Below are 20,860 nucleotides of genomic sequence, written 5' to 3'. Positions count from 1 at the left end.
TCAGTCCCGAGCTTGAATGCTTTTTTAAACTTGCTGTTCGTCAGTTGTTGTGTAGCGAACTAAAACAGCCCCTGTTTTCGATTCACCCTCGATAAATAAGCGATTTGCATTTTCAACTTCTTTATCAAAACGAACTACTTTGGATAGGAATTGATCCTGAGACTCCATTTTGGAAACATCTTGTATGCCAACGTCAACTTTCCCAAAATTCGTCACCACTTTACCACTTAATGAGATTGTACGAGGGACATATAGTTCAACCGCTCCCGCTACTGTTTGAGCTTTTATTTTGGATGAATTTGTCGAACAAGTTGTCACCACAACATGTCCATTGACAGATTTAGCTTCTACTTCATCCAATGCCCCGTCTAAATAAACACGACCATTTAATGTTTCGGCTTCTAGGTCTTTCCCACGAACATTCGTTAATTCAATCGAACCATTAGAAGAATCTACATCCGCTTTCCCAAAATTGAACTTCGACCCTTTAATGGCACCGTTTAATGTTTTCACCTTTAATTCTTCAAAATTTATATCCTGTAATGAAACACTGCCATTCATAAGTCGGACAGATAATTTTTCAAGTTTATCCTTTGGCACTAGTACCTTCACATTGACTTGAACAAGCTTTAATTGACTCAAAATCCGAAGTGAATGCTCATCTTCTTTCACAACAAATTGCTCTAAAAAGTGATTACGTGTTTCTTCCTCGCTATCATTCATAAGCGGTGCCTTCACCTTGCAGATTACTTGAATCGTTTCTCCCTCACTGGATTCCAATGAGAAGTTACCATTTGGTAATTCAGCGATAATGCTTTCTACGTTGGCAGCAGCCACTTCTTCTGTATGTGTAAACTCAATTTTATCGCCAAATGGAGAAGCTACATCAAATTCCTTCACCTTTTTGACAGCCGTATTCATCATATCCATAAAAAGAGAACCAATTTGCGTTAAATCTTTACGAAAATCTTGCATCTCATCTTGGAAATTCTTCATAAAATCATCTTTTTTCTTGTCATCATCTTTAGGTTTTTCTTCAAATAGTGACTCTTTGTCAGTTGAAAATGACTGTGTTTCTTTAGAAACATCATTCATAACATTTTGAGTAGAATTGCCAGATTGCTCTAATGCTTCTAATAATGTAATCGCCTCTTGTGCCGAAATCGTACCTTTTTCTACAAGTTCTAAAATTCGTTGACGTTCATTTTGCATAAATAAATAGCCTCCCTCAGTTCGTTATACTATTTATACGATTCTTCATGTGAAAAGTTTCACTGCAAAATTGAATAAATTGGGTCTTTCATGACAATCTAAGCTTTCCTTAATTTATGCTTGAATGATGTGGCCTTGTCTATGTTGATTCTTTGGCTTGATTAGGACTATTCAAATTTTAATTGCTTCAGTCCAAATCCACAGTTCTTCCGCTTCATTGATCGTTTCTCCATTAAGATTTAGCAGCTTCTGCTAGTACAGCTTCCATTCGCATACGGTCACGTTCTAAAATTGGTTTTAAATATTTTCCTGTGTAAGAGCCAGGCACTTCCGCTACCTCTTCAGGAGTACCAGTTGCAATGATGGTACCACCTTTGTCACCACCCTCTGGACCTAAATCGATAAGATAATCTGCTGTTTTAATAACATCTAAATTGTGTTCAATGACTAATACGGAGTCGCCATTTTCAACAAGACGCTGTAGCACTACAAGTAAACGTGCAATATCATCTGCGTGTAAACCTGTCGTTGGTTCATCTAGAATATAGAAGGATTTCCCTGTAGAACGTCGATGTAATTCAGATGCTAATTTTACTCGTTGTGCTTCTCCTCCTGATAAAGTCGTGGCAGGCTGCCCTAATTTCATATAGCCCAAGCCAACATCTACAATGGTTTGGAGCTTGCGTTGGATCTTTGGTATATTTTCGAAGAACACTACTGCATTTTCAATCGTCATATCTAGAATATCTGCGATACTCTTATCTTTATATTTCACTTCAAGTGTTTCGCGATTATAGCGTTTACCGTGACATACTTCACAGGGTACATAAACATCTGGAAGGAAATGCATTTCTATTTTAATAATTCCATCGCCACGGCATGCTTCACAGCGGCCTCCCTTGACATTAAAGCTAAAACGTCCCTTTTTATAGCCACGTACCTTTGCTTCATTTGTTGTAGCAAAAACATCGCGTATATCATCAAAGACACCTGTGTAGGTAGCCGGATTGGAACGAGGTGTACGACCAATTGGTGATTGGTCAATATCGATGACCTTTTCAAGTTCATCCATTCCTGTTACCTCTTTATGTTCTCCTGGTTTGACCTTGGAACGATTCAGTTTCTGTGCCAATGATTTATATAAGATTTCATTAATCAACGTCGACTTTCCTGAGCCAGATACACCTGTCACGGCGACAAACAAGCCTAGTGGAACGTCAACTTTGACGTTGCGTAAATTATTTTCCTTCGCACCTTTAATAGAGAGTTTACGACCATTTGGCTGGCGTCTTTCAACTGGCAATGGAATGAATTTTTTACCACTTAAATATTGTCCCGTTAAAGAATTCCCATTTTCCATGACTTCCTGTGGTGTACCTGCTGCAACAATTTGGCCACCATGAACACCTGCACCTGGTCCTACATCAATAAGATAATCAGCAGCTAGCATCGTATCCTCATCGTGCTCCACCACAATCAGTGTATTACCAATATCACGCATGTTTTGTAACGTGCTAATTAAACGATCATTATCCCGTTGGTGCAATCCAATAGATGGTTCATCTAAAATATAGAGAACACCTGTTAATCGTGAACCTATTTGAGTAGCAAGGCGAATACGTTGTGCTTCCCCGCCGGATAATGTGCCTGCTGCACGACTTAACGTTAAATAGTCCAAACCTACATTAACAAGGAAGCCCAATCGTTCTGCAATTTCTCGTAAAACCAGACGAGCAATTTGCATATCCTTTTCAGATAGATCTAACCCTTTGAAAAATGTGTCCGCTTCCTGAATCGAATATTGTGTCACTTCACCAATATGCTTGTCTGCAATTTTCACTGCTAGTGTTTCAGGCTTTAAACGATAACCTTTACAAGAAGGGCAAGCCTGTTGTGCCATATATTTTTCCATTTGCTCACGAATATAATCAGATGTTGTCTCTTTAAAACGACGCTCAACATTGCGCACAACACCCTCAAATTCAATCATTTGGTCTCGCACATTGCCAAACTCATTTTCATAATGGAAGTGAACCTTCTCTTTACCCGTTCCATATAAAATTTTGTCCATCTTTTCCTTTGGTAAATCCTTTACAGGCACATCCATTGGAATATCATAGTGATCACAAACAGCTTTTAATAATTGTGGATAGTATTGAGAACTAGTTGGTTCCCACGGTGCAATAGCATGCTCTAACAAGGAACGATCCCAATCTGGCACAACTAAATCTATATCCACCTCTTGTGTGGAACCTAAGCCGTCACAGCTTGGACAAGCACCAAATGGACTATTAAAAGAAAACATGCGTGGCTCTAGCTCTCCAATTGAAAAACCGCATAATGGGCAGGCATGGTGTTCACTAAACAGTAATTCCTCATGCTCCATAACATCTACAAGCACACGACCATCTGCCAAACGAAGAGCTGTCTCTAAAGAATCACTTAAACGTGCAGCGACGCCTTCCTTCATAACAACACGGTCGATCACTACCTCAATCGAATGCTTTTTATTTTTATCAAGATCAATCGCATCATCTAAATCTCTTAAATCACCATCAATTCGCACACGAACAAAGCCCTGTTTCTTTAAATCCTCTAGCAATTTAACATGTGTTCCTTTACGACCTGAAACCATCGGAGCAAGAAGTTGCATCTTGGTTCTTTCTGGATAAGTTAATAAACGGTCTACCATTTGCTCAATCGTTTGGGAGGTAATTTCGATCCCATGATTCGGACAAATCGGTTTGCCAATACGTGCATAGAGTAAACGTAAGTAATCATAGATTTCTGTGACCGTCCCTACCGTAGAACGTGGGTTACGACTCGTCGTTTTTTGGTCAATCGAAATAGCAGGCGATAAACCTTCGATTGCATCAACATCCGGCTTGTCCATTTGTCCAAGAAATTGACGAGCATAGGCGGAAAGAGACTCGACATAACGTCGTTGCCCCTCCGCATAAATCGTATCAAATGCTAGTGAAGATTTTCCTGAGCCTGATAATCCTGTTAAAACGACTAATTGATCACGTGGAATTGTGACATTGATATTTTTTAAATTATGAGCACGTGCACCTTGCACGACAATTTCAGTATTTTTCACAAGTCATTCACCCTTCTACCTTCAATTCAAATATTGTATCTCGAAGCTCGGCTGCACGTTCGAAATCAAGCGCTTTTGCAGCTTCCTTCATTTCTACCTCTAGGGATGCTAAAAGTTGTTCTTTTTCTGCCTTTGTCAACTTTTTGCCTTTTGTAGCCTTTGATACATAGGATTCTTCTTCTTCTGCTACTTGTGTGGCACGAATTATATCTGGAATTTTCTTATTAATAGTTTGAGGCGTAATACCATGCTCTTCGTTATATGCCATTTGCAACGCACGACGACGCTGTGTTTCATCAAGCGCCTTTTTCATCGAGTCTGTCATATTATCTGCAAACATAATGACATGGCCATTCGCATTACGCGCAGCACGGCCTATTGTTTGAATCAATGAACGTTCTGAACGCAAAAAACCTTCTTTATCAGCATCTAAAATTGCTACAAGTGACACCTCAGGAATATCAAGGCCTTCACGCAATAAATTAATACCGATGAGTACATCGTATGTTCCCTTTCGTAGCTCACGGATAATCTCAATACGTTCTAGTGTCTTAATCTCAGAATGCAAGTATTCAACCTTTAAGCCCATTTCCTTCAAATAAGCCGTTAAATCCTCTGACATTTTTTTTGTTAACGTTGTGACCAATACACGCTCATCACGTGCGATTCGGTCCTGAATCTCATCAATCAAATTATCTATTTGACCTTCAATTGGGCGGATATCAATTAATGGATCCAATAAACCAGTAGGTCGAATAATTTGTTGGACCATTTCTGGTGTATGCTCCAACTCATAAGGGCCAGGTGTAGCAGATACATAAATAGCTTGATGCACTCGATTTTCGTATTCTTCAAACCGCAATGGACGGTTATCTAGGGCCGAAGGTAAGCGGAAACCATGTTCTACGAGAACACCTTTACGAGCTTGGTCCCCATTGTACATCCCGCGTACTTGAGGAAGAGTTACGTGACTTTCATCTACCACAAGCAAAAAATCTTCTGGGAAATAATCAAGCAAAGTATAAGGAGTAGCACCTGCTCCACGTAATGTTAAGTGACGTGAATAGTTCTCAATCCCCGAACAAAAACCCATTTCACGCATCATCTCTAAATCATAGCGTGTCCGTTGCTCTAAACGCTGAGCCTCCAACAATTTATCTTCAGCACGTAACAATGTCAGACGTTCCTCTAATTCTTTTTCGATATTTTCAATCGCTTTTCGCATTTTTTCTTCTCGTGTAACGAAGTGGGATGCCGGGAAAATAGCGACATGCTCTCGATCCGATAAAATTTCTCCTGTTAATGCATCTACCTCACGAATGCGATCAATTTCATCCCCAAAAAATTCAACTCGAATACAATGCTCATCACGTGAGGCTGGGAAAATTTCTACTACATCTCCTCGTACCCGAAATGTTCCGCGTGTAAAACTAACATCATTGCGCTCATATTGAACATCTACTAGTTTGCGCAGTAGCTGATTACGTTCAATTTCCATGCCAGTGCGAATTGATACAACCATTTCACGATATTCTTCAGGAGAACCAAGACCATAAATACAGGACACAGATGCAATAATAATGACATCATCACGCTCAAATAATGCAGATGTTGCAGAGTGGCGCAGCTTATCAATTTCATCGTTAATGCTGGAATCCTTTTCTATATAGGTGTCTGTCTGGGGTACATAGGCTTCTGGTTGGTAGTAATCATAGTAACTAACAAAATATTCTACAGCGTTATTGGGAAAGAACTCTTTAAATTCACTATATAATTGGCCCGCTAATGTTTTATTGTGTGCCATAATGAGTGTCGGTTTTTTAACTTGCTGGATCACATTTGAAATCGTAAACGTTTTTCCAGTCCCTGTAGCACCAAGCAATGTTTGATGACGCTTGCCTGCTTTCACACCCTCCACTAATTCCACAATTGCCTGTGGCTGATCCCCATTAGGCTGATATGGCGCTTGTAAATCAAATGTTTGCACACATTTCCCCGTCCTTTCCTTCCAATTTGTACATATATTTTAGCATAGCAATATTAAAATTTCGAACATTTAACGAACGAATGTTTGTAAATTTTTTTTCTAGCTCTAAAATTGAAGATGGATACTCAACCTTCTACTCTCATAATAGCCGCTTCCACATATTTTCAAGCTTTATCTAATAGTTAGATTTCAATATTTAGATTGGTTGTCGCTACTTAGTGTGCGAGAGCTTTGAGCAATGCTCACTCCCTTTCTCATTTTTAGGGCAACACTCTTCACAAATTGAGCGAACATTAAACCCTCTATTATTTCCAAAACAAAAAAATCCCGCTCTCCATAGACAAAGAGAGCGGGATTGTCATATTATTCATCTTCTGATTGCTGCAAGGAATTTAGTTCGGCTGCGTATTGATAAAATGCGTTTTCATCTTTTTCATCGAGTGCTCTATCTATCAGAACTATGAGCTGCTCTTGTCGATGCACACGCTGGATACGATTTAAAAATAAATCTAAATAAATCTCGTTTAATAATTTCTCTGCCTCATCAACTTTTTTTGACTGACCAACGGCTTTTAGAAAATCTGTGTACGAATAATATTTATCCAACGATCTCACCCCGATCCTTTTCTAAATTATATGAAAATTGAAATTAAAAAGCAATGCTAACGATTTGAAAATAACTTGGATTAGCTAGTAAACTCGTGAAATTTAGAGCAAACTCTCTAAGCATTTCATTCATTTATAAGCATTGTTCCGTTATTTTCTATATTTTTTGAAATTCATTTTATGTACTACACTACCGTTATCAATAGAAAAAGGAGGCACTTCCAATATGACTACCAATTTTGTAAATGGCTATTTAATTTCCTTTAACACTTACTTGCTACAACCCGTTCAGCATGACTCAAAAGTTTTCACACATGTTATTGACAAACATAATGAGCTAATTGTTACCCGTAAACCGATGCATGTGCTTCGAAAATCTTGTATTTCATTAGGCTCCACCTATGAAGCAGCAAAACAATCTGCTAAACGTTTTTTTGGTAATCAACATAAGCTACCAATTGTCGTGGCCTTTGATTATGGCTATCCCTGTATTTTTCTACCAACCTACTCACCGAATTCCATTCATAATATATGGATAGGGCTACATGCGATTATCAATATTACACCTAGCAAAACAGGATGTGTTGTCACGTTAAAAAATGATAAAAAGATTGAGCTACCTATTCAATATGCCTCTATTAGTAAACAATTTGTGAATGCATCTATGCTCTATAAACATTACATGCACGAACGAAAACAGCTTAGTCAAGACTCACCCTTTCACCCACCCTTTTAACTAAAAAATCCCCCAAGAATAACTCTTGGGGGATGGATATTAGTTAATTTTCGAACGTAAGTAAGCATTAATAAATGGATCTAAATCGCCGTCCATTACTGCTCCAACATTACCTGTTTCTTCATTTGTACGGTGATCTTTTACCATTGAGTATGGATGGAATACATAAGAGCGAATTTGCGAGCCCCAGCCGATTTCTTTTTGTTCACCACGGATCTCATCAAGCTGCGCCTGTTGCTTCTCTAGCTCTAATTGATATAATTTCCCTTTTAACATAGCCATCGCTTTTTCACGGTTTTTAATTTGCGAACGTTCTGCCTGACATTGTACGACAGTACCAGATGGGATGTGTGTAATACGAACAGCTGAATCTGTTGTATTGATGTGCTGACCACCCGCACCTGTTGCACGATACGTATCAATTTTCAAATCCTCTGTGCGAATATCAATTTCAATATTATCGTCAAATTCTGGCATAACATCACAAGAAACAAAAGATGTATGGCGACGTCCTGATGAATCAAATGGTGAAATACGCACTAGGCGATGAACACCTTTTTCCGCCTGTAAATAACCGAATGCATTGTGACCTTTAATCGATATGGTTACAGATTTAATCCCTGCTTCATCACCTGGAAGATAATCCATTGTTTCCACTTTAAAGCCACGCTTTTCAGCCCATCGTGTATACATACGTAGTAGCATAGAACCCCAGTCTTGAGACTCTGTTCCACCTGCTCCTGGATGCAACTCTAAAATAGCATTGTTTTGATCATATGGACCGCTCAACAATAATTGTAGCTCAAAATCAACCATTTTTTGTTGGAATTCTGCAAGCTCATTGCCTAACTCTTCCTGTAGTTCTTCATCTGGTTCTTCACGTAAAAGCTCCAGTGTCATATCTAAATTCTCATGTGTTTCTTCTAAATCTTTATATTCATTGACGATTGCCTTTAAGCCATTTCCCTCATTGATGATCACTTGTGCACCTTGCTGATCATCCCAAAACCCTGGCTCTAGCATCATTTCATCTAGTTCCTGAATACGTGCCTCTTTGTTTTCTAAGTCAAAGAGACCCCCTAAAGTCCGCCAATTTTTTGGCTGTAGTGTCTAACACGTTGCGTACATCTGCTAATTCAATCATTGTGAAATCCTCCGAACGTTAGTAATGGAGCCACATCATTGTGAAAGCTCCGTATCTTTTTATTATAACGTTTTTACAGAGGAAAACATACATACAATCACTATCCTACATCTCGTCTTCAAGCATATCAAGCGCAAAACGTTGAAATATTTTCACACGATCATACTGAACAAGTAAATGCTTCGTTCTTCTCTCTAATCTATACTTTAATAAAAATGCCCGTTGAATTCGATACTCTATCGTCTTGACACTAACATCTACAATAATTTCCTGGCCATTCGTAAAGGTTACCTTTGTCCTCTTTTTATCCACAGTGATATATTCATCAATTTGATGAACAGCAAACCATATACATTCAGGATGTAGAGGAGACTTGCTAGGAAACCATAAAATATTACCACGCTCATCCACAACGATTGGGTTTTTATTAAGTTTACCTAGGATCATTTTTGATCCATCAAAAGCCCCTCTTAAACTTGAACCATAATAACGCAGATTATAATCCATTAACTTCGTTGGTGCTAACTTAGAAATATATTCATTATTTTTTTCCATCACCCGAGTACATAAATTTCCAAAGGAATCATACACAGGCATATACAGCATAGTTTCACTACTCATAATATCCTTTTTATGCATCCATATTCCCCCTTTATACACTTTATGTTTCAGTCTAAATAAAAAAGGACTATACCAAGGTCCGTACATTCCCAATATTTTCTACAAGTCGAATTTGCTTGGAAAACTTTATTTCCACCCATAATCCTCCCGTTTTAGTAGACACAGCTTCTCAAAATCTTTCATCACTCTTAATCCTTAGTACTCCATACCATTAAATTATTTAGGATAATAATAGGACTACTCACTAAAACTAATTTCCTATTATTACAGCTATTGTATACCCATATTTTACTATTGTCCACAAATTCTGACTTTTAAAACTTAAATTCTTTTTCCTTAAAGAAAAAAAAGATCATTTCAACACACAGTTAAAATGATCTTTTCTATTTATATTATTGAGCTGCACCATGACAGTTTTTAAATTTCTTGCCGCTTCCACAAGGACATAAATCATTGCGTCCAATATTTTCAGCATTACGTACTGGTTGCTTTTTCGGGGCAGGACCGCCTTCTTCTTTCGGATTAACTGCCTGACCTTTCGCCACCTCTTCACGCTCAAGATTGCTGCGAATTTCAGCTTTCATCGCATATTTTGCAACATCCTCACGGATAGAAGCAACCATATCTTCGAACATCGCAAAACCTTCTTGTTGATATTCTCGAAGCGGGTCATTTTGACCATATGCACGCAGATGGATACCTTGACGAAGTTGATCCATTGCATCAATGTGATCAATCCATTTTGTATCGATAGAACGTAATAAAATAACCTTTTCAAACTCGCGCATACGCTCTGGTGTAAGCTCTGCTTCTTTTTCATCATAGCGAGCATGGACAGCTTCAGAAATCAATTGGTTAATGTCTTCAGCAGACTTGCCTTGGAATTCAGATACTTTTAGTTGACCTTCTTCTAGCAAATTGGCAGCAACAAAGTCTTCAATTGCCTTCAGATTCCAATCTTTCTGCTCACCTTGTGTATATAGACCGACAATATTATCAATCGTTTCTTGAATCATCGACTCCACAAGCACACGCATATTTTCAGTTTCTAGTACATCATAACGCTCTTTATAAATAATCTCACGTTGCTGACGGAGAACATCATCATATTGTAATAAACGCTTACGAGCATCGAAGTTATTACCTTCGACACGTTTCTGCGCAGATTCTACAGCTCTCGACACAACTTTTGATTGCAACGGCTGTGTATCGTCCATACCTAAACGCATCATCATAGACTTCATATTATCTGAACCAAAACGACGCATTAAATCATCTTCAAGTGATAGATAAAATTGTGTCACACCTGGGTTCCCTTGACGACCAGAACGTCCACGTAGCTGATTATCAATACGGCGCGATTCATGTCGCTCTGTACCAATTACTGCTAAACCGCCTATTTCTAATACACCTTCACCAGGCTTAATGTCAGTACCACGACCCGCCATGTTAGTAGCAATCGTTACTGCGCCCTTAGAACCAGCATTGGCAATAATCTCCGCCTCGCGTTCATGGTTTTTCGCATTCAGTACATTATGAGGAATTTTATGTTTATCAAGTAATTGCGAAATAATTTCAGATGTTTCAATCGCAACTGTACCAACAAGCACAGGTTGTCCCGCCTTATGACGCTCTGCAATATCGGCTGCCACCGCTTTATATTTACCTTCCATAGAAGCAAAAATTAAATCTGGACGGTCATCACGAGCAATTGGCTTATTCGTTGGAATCGCAATAACGCTCATGTTGTAAATATTGCGGAACTCTTCTTCCTCTGTTTTCGCTGTACCTGTCATACCCGCAAGCTTTTGGTACATACGGAAATAGTTTTGGAACGTAATGGTAGCCATTGTCATCGATTCATTTTGAATCTCAACGCCTTCTTTGGCTTCAATTGCTTGGTGGAGACCATCAGAGTATCGACGCCCCTTCATTAAACGACCAGTAAAGCCGTCAACGATTACAATTTCGCCCTCTTGGACAACATAGTCAACATCATTATGCATACTCACATGTGCCTTTAACGATTGGTTAATGGCATGGTTTAAACGAACATGTGTCAAATCAAACAGATTATCAATGCCGAATGCTTTCTCCGCCTTTTCGACACCTGCATCCGTTAATGTAACACCTTTCGTTGACTCTTCATACGTATAATCTGTCTCCGCACTTAACATACGTACAAATGCATTGGACTGTTTATAAAGCTGTGCTGATTTCCCAGCTTGACCCGAAATAATTAATGGTGTACGCGCCTCATCAATTAAAATTGAGTCAACCTCGTCGATGACAGCATAGTGAAGTGGACGTTGAACACGCTCTTCTTTATAAAGCACCATATTGTCACGTAAATAGTCAAACCCTAATTCATTGTTTGTACTATAAGTAATATCCGCTTCATAGGCCGCACGCTTCTCTTCTTTTGACAGGCTGTTTAAATTTAAACCTACTGTAAGACCTAAGAAATTGTACAGATGTCCCATCTCGGCAGCGTCACGACTAGCCAAATATTCATTGACTGTAACAACATGAACGCCTTTACCAGTTATAGCATTTAAATAAACCGCCATCGTAGCTGTTAACGTTTTACCTTCACCCGTTTTCATCTCTGAAATGTTACCTTCATCAAGTGAAGCTGCCCCCATGATTTGAACACGGAATGGGTACATCTCTAAAACACGTTTCGACGCTTCGCGACAAACAGCAAAAGCCTCCGCACGAATAGACTCTAAATTCTCTCCATCAGCATAACGCTTTTTAAACTCTTCTGTTTTCGCTTGTAATTGATCATCTGAAAGCTGTTCCATTTGAGAAGCGAATCCCTCAACTTGGTCAGCGATTTTTTCTAATTTTTTTAACTCACGTTTATTGAAATCAAATAATTTATTTAATAGGTTTGCCATGAATGTTTTTCACTTCCTATATAGATTCAACTTTCATTTTACCATTGTGTAACAGTTTCATGCAAACAGTCACCCTACTTGCATGAGAAAGCCATACAAAAAAGACTCTCGCCATCGCGAGAGCCTTTGTCATCATGAAGTTTAAGTTGTTTCAATTAAGCCATACTTTCCGTCTTTACGTTTATACACAATATTAGTGCCGTTCGATTCAGCATCGGTAAAGACATAGAAATCATGTCCTAACATATTCATTTGTAATACAGCCTCTTCCTGATCCATCGGTTTTAAATCAAATTGCTTAGTTCGTACAATGGAATATTCTTCTTCCTCTGTAGAAGCATCTGCGACTGCTTGAGTAGCAGCAAAATAAAGGCCTGCACCTTCACGCTCACGGAATTTACGGTTTACTTTGGTTTTATGCTTACGAATCTGACGCTCTAATTTATCAACAATTAGATCAACCGCAGCATACATGTCATTATGACGCTCTTCAGCACGAAGAGTTAAGTTCTTCATTGGAATTGTGACTTCCACTTTTGTTTGCTTGTCATTATAAACCTTTAAATTTACGTTAGCATTGGCGTTAACATCTTCGTTAAAATAACGTTCAACTTTTTCGATTTTATTTTCAACATGCTCTCGAATAGCTGGAGTTACCTCAATATTTTCACCACGAATGTTAAAGTTTAACATGTAAACTCCTCCTTTATAACTGCTATACTATCTATTTCTACACAAGTGTGTGAAATTCCTCTAAAATAATTCTTTTTTTTACAAAAAATTTTTATAAAATTAATGATTTAATGGTTGCTTTGCTTTTTCGCTTCTGCCGCTTCTCTTTTACGTCGCAACTTTAATTCCTCAATAATCAAATCTTCCACGGGACCTTGATTATTGAAAAACACGCCATACTGCTTACCCGTCCCAAACGGACGACTCCAAATCACTTCTCCAAAAGCTCTCACTTCTTGCGTATCAAGCACAAAATGGATATCCAGTGGAGGAGGATTCACACCCAGATCCACTTCAGTAAACATCTTTAACCCACGCGGACTAATATCCAGCAAGTCGGCCATAGCTGTTTGTCCATGATTGACTCTTCCATTTTCATAAATAGAAAAAGTTATTTGAACAGGCTCCTCAAATTTGAATCGGAAACCTTCTTGACGCTTAAAAATCATATTCCCACCCCAGTATATTGTTAAACATTTATATTGCTTTGATTATGACACGATGCTCATTTTACAGCTAGGGGAATAAGTAACATATTTTACCGTTGCATAGCCTAATTTATGACTATTTTACTTAAACCTTTTTAAGAAAGATTATAAATGTATTCACACATTTGGTATGATGACTAAAAAAATGTCGAAAAATGATAGGATTACTTAAATTCTCGAAATATATCAAACTATGTAGAGTAAAACACAAAACCAGAAGCTCATTTTTAAATAAGTCCTGGTTTTAATGTAATCAATTATAAGTATCGCTAAATATTTAACTTATTTTTTTCCGTCGTAATACATACCATCCATTACTCGAACAGAGCTGTATGGATTTAAATATTGTTGCTCATTTTTTTTAGATTGTTGAAGAGTTTTCATATCCGTTTTAATTGCAGTCATAACCTTTTGTAATCGTTCCTGTATCCCTCGATCAAGTTCCTGTAAATGCTTATTTAATTGATGCCCATCTAAAGATTTTCCAAATTGCTTCAATTCCTCGATTATTGCACCGCGCTCGTCAAGCAAGTCATTTATTTTTTCAATAAATTCTTCTCGATCGTCTCCGTGAGGAATGGTCGACAAATGCTCATAAAGTCTAGCTGAAATAGAGAGCAATCGTTCAACTGGTCCCATCATATTCTGTCTCCATTGCCGTATTGTTGCTGACGATTAATACGAATAACTTCCTTCCAAGTATCACGGAATTCCGAAACAAGTCCTTCAACCTCTTCAATTATAGAAATGTCATTTTGAATATTTGCTTCTACTAATCGAGTATTCATATATTCATAAAGTGCCATCATATTTTTTGATACTTCAATATCCATATTCAGTGTCGCCATAAGCTCACTTATGATTGCCTGTGCTTTTTGAAGGTTAGTATTTTTTTCTTGAATCTTTTTATCTTGAATAGCCAATTTTGCCTTATGCAGAAATTTTAAGCATCCATTATACAACATTAGTGTTAAATCTCCTGGAGAAGCAGTTGTAACACTATTTTGTTTATATGCATTATGAGCAGATGTTTGTGCTGTCAATCAAAGACAACTCCTTTTTATTACCTTTTAACTAAATTATACTAAAACTTTTATCCCTGTCCACCAAATTGCGCAAATATACCTGACTGTGAGTTTGCTTTGTTAATAGCTTTCTCCATGGCACTGAATTGTTTCCAATAGCGGGCCTCTATTTTTTCAAGCTTGTCTTTCCATGTATCAATACGTTTATCCATATCAACTAGACTTTTCCCAATCGAGTAAGAATTATCCACACTTGAAGCATTACCCGCTTTTTTCTCGATGTCTAGCTTGAATTTATCCATAGACCCTCTAAGCTTTAGTAAAAACCCGCGAGTATCAACAGTTTTTTCAACACCATCGACAGAGATTGTATCTTGTTTATCACCTTTGTTTGTAAATAAGGCTGTTACTGCATCAGGATCATCTTCTAATGCCTTACGTAATTTTTCTTCGTCAATTTCTAAAGTACCACCATCATTATATGATTTTGAAGACGTAATCCCAATATTAAATAACGTATTGTATTTAGGATTGGACACAGCAGGGTTCGATTCATAAATTAATCCACGCATACCCGCTAGTCCATTTCTTAAAATCGAGTCGCTACGCAATAAACCGCTTTTAGCTTTTTCCTCCCATAGCTTAATTTCATTTTCCGACATTTCTTTTCTCTGTTCGTCTGTTAATGGGGAATAATCACGGTATTTCTTTTCCTTCGTTTGATCGTTCATTTCCTTAACAAGTCCGTTATACATTGTAACGAACTCTTTGATTTTTTTCATCATGTCATCTACATCTGTTGTAGACGATAATGTCACATTTGGTACTGCAGTTCCATCAGCTGGGGTATTTGCAAGTGCATTTTTAGCATCTGCTAAATCTTTAGTGTATTTTATTTCGTTACTCTTAGCTGTTTCTAATTGTTGGATTTTCGTTGTTAACTCTGTATTTTTAATATCATACGCATTCTTTGTATTAATAACCTCTTGCATACCTTTTAAGTCTTCAGAAGAAATATTACCTAATATTTGACGTTGTTCCGATGAAAGGCTTTTTAATGCTTTTTTTTGATCATCTGTTAAATCACTGCTATCAATTTCATCATTCGATGTTAAATCAGAAATATTGGCTAATTTTTCAATATCCGCTGGATCCATGTTCATAAAAATATTTTTACTAGTCGTACTTAAATTTTCGTATGCGCTAAATCTTTGCAAATCATTTAATTCATTGGTTAGAGAGGAATTTAAAGCCTCCTTTTCTTCCGTTTTTAAAGCCTTTAATGCCTTTTTTTGCGCATCAGTTAAATCCGATGCTTCAATAGCTGCATTATCCGTCAAATCAAGATTGTCAAGCGTAGCGAGCTGTTCTTTATTCATAGTTGCAAGTATCTTTTTTCCAGCAGCAGATAATGCCGAACTTGTATTCGCACCATTAAAAATTTTCAGTGCATCATCATAAAGGTCCTTTGCAGTGGCTGCTTCACCTGTCAGCGTACTTATTTTTGTTTCTAAATCAGGAATAGCTAATTTAGTAGCGGCAAGCAATTCTTCCAATGTTTTAATACGAGTTTCTATTGTTGCTTTTGAATTAAATGTTTCATTTAACGTTATATTATAACCGCCCATAGTGAATGTATTGGTAGAACGCTCTGTATCAATACCATTTACACGGAAAATAGCATTAGAGCCACCATCTACTAAGTCGGTTGAACCTGGACTACCTACCCCTAATACTGAGAACAATGCATTACCAGTGCCCTCCACTTTTACACCATTCTTTGTTTGTTCAGTTACTAATTGCACTTCAGCAGCATTCCCTGCTAATTCACCTGTATTTTTTGCCGCAACAGATAATTTACCATTTTCAAAGAAAGCAGTTACACCTGCATTGCTGCTACTAATTTTTTTCATCACATCATCAATAGTATCTGTGGCTTTAAATTTAACTTCAGTAGCTTCACTAGCCAATGTACCGTCCGATTTGATAGCTTTTAATAAAATTGAATATTCTCCTGTGCCAGTGAAAGTGGATCCTTCAATATCACTAATTTTTGTACTGCCAGTAGCAACCCCAGCATTTGAATTGACTTGTTTACTACCAACTGTTTTTCCTGCAGTAGCAAGCTGTGATACGCCCTCAATCGTTAAATTTCCTGAAGCATTTGATGTTGCGGTTGCCGTAACATATTTTGAGTTAGATGAAGTAGCCGTTTTCGTATTAAAGCCTTTAATTAGAAGATTGTCTGCAATATACGTATCAAATGTTTTTAGCTTTGCATTAATGCTTCGATAAGCATCTCGTGTCCATTCGGAAGTTTGTTTCTTTTGTTGTAGTTTAGTGAGTGGCGTTCTCTCTGCAGCCATCAACTTTGCTACCAATGCATCAATATCCATTCCTGATGCTAATCCACCGATTCGATTTACCATAATAAAGTCCTCCTAAAAAAAGTTTATATTTTTTCATCTACAATCATCCCTAAAAGCTTTTGCATTTCATAAAATGCATCTAATAGCTTTTTAGGAGGTATTTCTTTCACTACTTCTTCTGTTTTTGCATCTACAACTTGCACAAAATATCGTTCTAAGCCATCATGAAGAACAAATTTTGAGGAACTATGATTGATTTGTAAAAATTCGTTTACTGTCTCTACAGCTTGTTGTAGTTTTTCTTTTGTTATTTCTTGTTCATCAATTGCAATATTTTGTTTTTCTAGCTGTGGAGCTGCTTGAGTAGATACAGTAGGCTTGGTTGCATCTTCGGTACTTGCCACTCTAGTATTACTTGAAACAGCTAATGCTTCTACTGATTGTCCTTGCGGTACAATACGCATCATACCTGACCTCCTATGCTATTCAATTACTAATGTTTATATCGGATAAATTTTGAAATATTTCACTTTTAAAGTAAAGCTAATTAAATTAATTAGGAATGATTAAACCCATCAGAAGTTTACAAATTAACAAATACAAAAAGTGAATTTCCATATTATACATAACAGAAATTCACCATAAATTATTATTATTAACGCTCGAAACAATGGTTGTAGAAGTAGAAGACCCTTTATGTATTTTAAATTTACCTATTGTTTAACAAAGAGAAATTAACCATATCCCCCTAATTAGTGCACTTCTACATCATTAAAAATATCAATAATCGTCTGTGCTCGTTCCTCAAATGTATGCTTACCTTTAATAGCCTGCCACGCTGCTTCAGATATTTTTTCACGTTGCTCATCATCTTTTAAAATTGCCTGAACAGCCTCAACCATTGCACCTAAATCATTAAAGTTATAGAACATTAATTCTTTTTCTGTAAATAGCTCTCTCAAATAAGGCGTTTCATTTGTCACTACCACTGAGCGTGCCGCCATCCCAGCAAAAACTCTTTCATGAGTACCATCACGAAGCAATGCTTGAAAACTCATAATAACCTTTGCTTGTCGCATCAACTCTTGAGTCTCCCAATAATTCACTGACTTATTAATAATCACATTGGGGTATTTCATAAGAGGTGAATCCTCCCATCCCTTACCATAAATACTAATCGACAAGCCCGCATCCGCAAGTGCTGTTACAACACTTAAACGGTTCACAGAATATATATATCTACCAATATCACGTACTAACTTTATGATATCCGGATTATCATTTAGACGTAACTCTATTGATACACCCCGTTTCGCGAAAGCTTGTAAAAATTCATCTATGTAGTACTTACTTGAATCTTCAAGACAGTTATCTATAACTTCTTTACAAATTGCAAAAATAGCAGATGACTGGCTCTCAATGTACTTTGTATACGTTGTCATATCTGAATAAGATCCACACACTAAAATATCAATTGTTTTTTCCACTTGTTCCACCGACAATTCAATTGCAGCATGAGGTAACATATATGTTTTGGATATATTCAGGCCAAAATGCTCTAAATTATTTATATCATTTCGATCCATCACAGTCAAAATATCTTGTGGTCTTAAATTTTCAAGGCGCCCTAAATGATCGATCGGATGATCAATCAGTAAATAAATATACGGTGCTCTAATAACTTTCTCTATAATCTCCTTATTTTCTAAAAACAAACCGTTAAATGAAATTACAGCATCGACATCTAAGCTTAATAATGCAATCACTTGATCATTAATTGAATATTTCCCATCTAAAACAATTGTTTCTATCCCTTTCTTCTCAAGTCCCCTTGCTAAAGCATCCATCCAATAACGTAATACATTATAATTAGATTGCCCTTTTATTAATACTACTTTTTTCATACAATTACCCTCTCCAATTCCCCGAAATTTAAGATGTTAATGTTAGTACAATTTCGGTTCAAATCTAAAAAATAGCATACATTTTCTGAATTTATTAAGCATTCTTTCAAAGAGAAGCCACTTTATCTCATACATTACACGGCTTCTCTAATTTAAAAGTACGATGCATAGATATCAGTATAGTATGTATAACATAATTAATAGAATAAATTAATCATATTTACTACTAATACTAACCTCGCTAATTGCATTAATCATAATTCATTTATTGAAACACACTTATAGGTATTTAAACTTTTTAATCGCTACTAGGGTTTAATTATATAAATATAATAACACCCTGCTCTCATTACGGTAATTCTGCATAGAAGAGTCTAGCAATACTGATAGCTGAATTGCTACTCCACTAAATTACATTCTCATTTTCACAATAAATCATCTATTTTGAGTGGTTGTCCATACTGATAGGCTTTCTTGGCTTTACAACCTAATAGAATCTCATAATATTTCGGCTCAAGTCCGTATCCTGGACGAATAATTTTAATATTATCTTCTGTAAACACTTCTCCTACTTTAATATCTTTTGACACGTAAATTGAACGTCTAAATTTCAAAGATGCCTTTTCTTTTTCAGTTGGACCATAAGTAACTTTCCCTAACGATTGCCATGCGCGCTCTGTTTCAATGACCAATGCCTTCATTTCTTCTGGTTCCATTGAAAAAGCTGAATCCACCCCACCATCTGCACGAGATAATGTGAAGTGCTTTTCAATTACGGTTGCTCCCATAGCAACACTCGCTACTGCCACACCAGTTCCCATTGTATGATCAGATAATCCCACTTCCACATCAAATAACTCTTGCATATGCGGGATCGTTGAAATATTCGTATTTTCAGGCGTGGCTGGATATGTACTCGTACATTTTAATAAAATTAAGTCCTTACACCCAGCTTTTCTTGCAGTACACACCAAGTCATCTAATTCTGCAACTGTCGCCATTCCAGTCGATACAATCATTGGTTTTCCTGTAGACGCAACTTTTTTTATAAGTGGTAAATCTGTATTTTCAAAAGAGGCAATTTTATAGAGTGGTACGTCTAACTCCTCCAAAAAATCAACCGCTGTTTCATCAAATGGCGTACTAAAAGCAATCATACCTAGTTCTTTAGCACGATCAAAAATTGGCTTATGCCAATCCCAAGGAGTATGAGCCTCATCATATAAATCATGAAGCTTCCTACCTTTCCATAAATTTCCTTCATCTGAAATTAAAAAATCCGGTGACCCTACATCAAGTGTAATTGTATCTGCAGTATATGTTTGGATTTTTAATGCATGGACACCACTAGCTGCGGCAGCTTCGACAATTTCTAATGCACGCTCTAGAGATTGATTATGGTTTCCAGACATTTCAGCAATAATAAATGGTTTAGAAAGTGAGCCAATTTCCAAATTCTCTACCTTTATTTGTTTCATTTAAATCGCTCCTCTAACTCTAACTTCAATTCTATTCTTTTTTCTTCCCATTCTTCAGCAAATAAACTATAAATATAAATATCTTCATAGTTTTCGTTCCGTTTTATTTGTTTACGTAATGTACCTTCTAATTTAAATCCTAATTTTTCATGAAAATTACAACTGATTTTATTTGATTCAATAACTTCTGCACAAAGTTTTCTAAACTTTAATTCTTTAAAAACAAATTCAAGAGAAATATATCCTAATAATATACCTGTACCTTTTGGTGCTTTTTTTTCTCCTATATAAAAGCCCCAAGAACATCGATTAGAATATTCATCTATATTATTAATATTTATCACACCATAATCGACATTCTTAATACTAAAAATTTTAGAAAGTTTATAATGGTTATTCTTTAATTCATTGAACCAATTCATATGTTGTTGCCATAAAATAATGTTATCGTTAAACATTACAGACCTAATATGTTCTTGATTGCGCCATGCTAAAACTTTTTCTAAATCATCTATAACTATATCCCTAAGTGATGCATTTAACACTATATTACAT

17 protein-coding genes are annotated in these 20,860 nt (G+C 36.8%); 1 reads left to right on the top strand and 16 read right to left on the bottom strand.

Annotation, left to right across the window (positions count from 1 at the left end; translation table 11 throughout):
• Positions 1 to 24: 24 nt before the first annotated feature.
• From AO843_RS13190 to AO843_RS13175, 4 genes are all read right to left on the bottom strand, one after another.
• Positions 25 to 1,212 (bottom strand): DUF4097 family beta strand repeat-containing protein, encoded by a 1,188-nt coding sequence (locus AO843_RS13190; RefSeq protein WP_054611564.1) that lies wholly within the window; start codon positions 1,210 to 1,212, stop codon positions 25 to 27.
• Positions 1,213 to 1,444: 232 nt separating this feature from the next.
• Entirely contained in the window at positions 1,445 to 4,312 is a 2,868-nt protein-coding gene (uvrA, locus tag AO843_RS13185; RefSeq protein ID WP_054611563.1) for an excinuclease ABC subunit UvrA, read from the bottom strand.
• A gap of 7 nt (positions 4,313 to 4,319) precedes the next feature.
• Positions 4,320 to 6,299: an excinuclease ABC subunit UvrB gene (gene uvrB / locus AO843_RS13180; RefSeq protein WP_054611562.1), complete on the bottom strand. Its 1,980-nt coding sequence runs from the start codon at positions 6,297 to 6,299 to the stop codon at positions 4,320 to 4,322.
• Positions 6,300 to 6,662: 363 nt separating this feature from the next.
• The gene (locus tag AO843_RS13175) at positions 6,663 to 6,905 is read right to left on the bottom strand and encodes an IDEAL domain-containing protein (RefSeq protein ID WP_054611561.1); all 243 of its coding nucleotides are present in this window, start codon (positions 6,903 to 6,905) and stop codon (positions 6,663 to 6,665) included.
• A 226-nt stretch (positions 6,906 to 7,131) separates the two neighbouring features.
• On the opposite strand from AO843_RS13175, the gene AO843_RS13170 reads away from it, so the two are divergent.
• Positions 7,132 to 7,641: a competence protein ComK gene (locus AO843_RS13170; RefSeq protein ID WP_054611560.1), complete on the top strand. Its 510-nt coding sequence runs from the start codon at positions 7,132 to 7,134 to the stop codon at positions 7,639 to 7,641.
• A gap of 39 nt (positions 7,642 to 7,680) precedes the next feature.
• Here AO843_RS13170 and prfB read toward each other — a convergent pair.
• The 12 genes from prfB to pseH form a co-directional block, all read right to left on the bottom strand.
• Positions 7,681 to 8,785 (bottom strand): peptide chain release factor 2 gene (gene prfB, locus AO843_RS13165; protein ID WP_369814421.1). Its coding sequence is split into 2 segments (ribosomal slippage): positions 7,681 to 8,709 and positions 8,711 to 8,785, totalling 1,104 coding nucleotides; the frame shifts between segments, so codons are not numbered across the junction.
• A 105-nt stretch (positions 8,786 to 8,890) separates the two neighbouring features.
• Positions 8,891 to 9,424 carry a competence protein ComK gene (locus AO843_RS13160; protein WP_054611559.1) on the bottom strand — a complete coding sequence of 178 codons (534 nt, stop codon included), beginning with the start codon at positions 9,422 to 9,424 and terminating at the stop codon, positions 8,891 to 8,893.
• 374 nt (positions 9,425 to 9,798) lie between these two features.
• A complete protein-coding gene (gene secA, locus AO843_RS13155) occupies positions 9,799 to 12,309 on the bottom strand; it encodes a preprotein translocase subunit SecA (RefSeq protein ID WP_054611558.1) in 2,511 nt (836 codons plus the stop codon).
• A gap of 141 nt (positions 12,310 to 12,450) precedes the next feature.
• Complete coding sequence (hpf, locus tag AO843_RS13150) at positions 12,451 to 13,002, bottom strand: ribosome hibernation-promoting factor, HPF/YfiA family (protein WP_054611557.1); 552 nt, start codon at positions 13,000 to 13,002, stop codon at positions 12,451 to 12,453.
• Positions 13,003 to 13,109: 107 nt separating this feature from the next.
• A complete protein-coding gene (locus AO843_RS13145) occupies positions 13,110 to 13,490 on the bottom strand; it encodes a PilZ domain-containing protein (protein ID WP_054611556.1) in 381 nt (126 codons plus the stop codon).
• A gap of 321 nt (positions 13,491 to 13,811) precedes the next feature.
• Positions 13,812 to 14,171 (bottom strand): flagellar protein FliT, encoded by a 360-nt coding sequence (locus tag AO843_RS13140; protein WP_369814420.1) that lies wholly within the window; start codon positions 14,169 to 14,171, stop codon positions 13,812 to 13,814.
• The gene (fliS, locus tag AO843_RS13135) at positions 14,168 to 14,572 is read right to left on the bottom strand and encodes a flagellar export chaperone FliS (protein ID WP_054611554.1); all 405 of its coding nucleotides are present in this window, start codon (positions 14,570 to 14,572) and stop codon (positions 14,168 to 14,170) included. The genes AO843_RS13140 and fliS overlap by 4 nt, the downstream gene beginning before the upstream one ends.
• Positions 14,573 to 14,622: 50 nt before the next feature.
• Positions 14,623 to 16,983: a flagellar filament capping protein FliD gene (gene fliD, locus AO843_RS13130; protein ID WP_054611553.1), complete on the bottom strand. Its 2,361-nt coding sequence runs from the start codon at positions 16,981 to 16,983 to the stop codon at positions 14,623 to 14,625.
• Between the two features lie 23 nt (positions 16,984 to 17,006).
• Complete coding sequence (locus tag AO843_RS13125) at positions 17,007 to 17,390, bottom strand: flagellar protein FlaG (protein ID WP_369814419.1); 384 nt, start codon at positions 17,388 to 17,390, stop codon at positions 17,007 to 17,009.
• Positions 17,391 to 17,675: 285 nt separating this feature from the next.
• Positions 17,676 to 18,827: a glycosyltransferase family protein gene (locus tag AO843_RS13120; RefSeq protein ID WP_054611552.1), complete on the bottom strand. Its 1,152-nt coding sequence runs from the start codon at positions 18,825 to 18,827 to the stop codon at positions 17,676 to 17,678.
• Between the two features lie 425 nt (positions 18,828 to 19,252).
• On the bottom strand, positions 19,253 to 20,305 hold the full coding sequence (gene pseI, locus AO843_RS13115) for a pseudaminic acid synthase (protein ID WP_054611551.1): 1,053 nt from the start codon (positions 20,303 to 20,305) through the stop codon (positions 19,253 to 19,255).
• Positions 20,302 to 20,850 (bottom strand): UDP-4-amino-4,6-dideoxy-N-acetyl-beta-L-altrosamine N-acetyltransferase, encoded by a 549-nt coding sequence (gene pseH, locus AO843_RS13110; protein WP_054611550.1) that lies wholly within the window; start codon positions 20,848 to 20,850, stop codon positions 20,302 to 20,304. Before pseH ends, pseI begins: the two co-directional genes overlap by 4 nt.
• Positions 20,851 to 20,860: the final 10 nt, after the last annotated feature.

The sequence above is a fragment of the Lysinibacillus sp. ZYM-1 genome (genome assembly GCF_001308875.1).
GTDB lineage: Bacteria > Bacillota > Bacilli > Bacillales_A > Planococcaceae > Lysinibacillus.
The sequence above is the reverse complement of the archived record's forward strand: the minus strand, read 5'-3'. Positions and strand labels throughout refer to the sequence as shown.

Bases quoted from the DNA above. Each gene is read 5' to 3' on its own strand.
- AO843_RS13190 (WP_054611564.1), bottom strand. From the start codon at position 1,212: ATGCAAAATGAACGTCAACGAATTTTAGAACTTGTAGAAAAAGGTACG.
- AO843_RS13170 (WP_054611560.1), top strand. From the start codon at position 7,132: ATGACTACCAATTTTGTAAATGGCTATTTAATTTCCTTTAACACTTAC.
- AO843_RS13160 (WP_054611559.1), bottom strand. From the start codon at position 9,424: ATGCATAAAAAGGATATTATGAGTAGTGAAACTATGCTGTATATGCCT.
- secA (WP_054611558.1), bottom strand. From the start codon at position 12,309: ATGGCAAACCTATTAAATAAATTATTTGATTTCAATAAACGTGAGTTA.
- hpf (WP_054611557.1), bottom strand. From the start codon at position 13,002: ATGTTAAACTTTAACATTCGTGGTGAAAATATTGAGGTAACTCCAGCT.
- AO843_RS13145 (WP_054611556.1), bottom strand. From the start codon at position 13,490: ATGATTTTTAAGCGTCAAGAAGGTTTCCGATTCAAATTTGAGGAGCCT.
- AO843_RS13140 (WP_369814420.1), bottom strand. From the start codon at position 14,171: ATGATGGGACCAGTTGAACGATTGCTCTCTATTTCAGCTAGACTTTAT.
- fliD (WP_054611553.1), bottom strand. From the start codon at position 16,983: ATGGTAAATCGAATCGGTGGATTAGCATCAGGAATGGATATTGATGCA.
- AO843_RS13125 (WP_369814419.1), bottom strand. From the start codon at position 17,390: ATGATGCGTATTGTACCGCAAGGACAATCAGTAGAAGCATTAGCTGTT.
- AO843_RS13120 (WP_054611552.1), bottom strand. From the start codon at position 18,827: ATGAAAAAAGTAGTATTAATAAAAGGGCAATCTAATTATAATGTATTA.
- pseI (WP_054611551.1), bottom strand. From the start codon at position 20,305: ATGAAACAAATAAAGGTAGAGAATTTGGAAATTGGCTCACTTTCTAAA.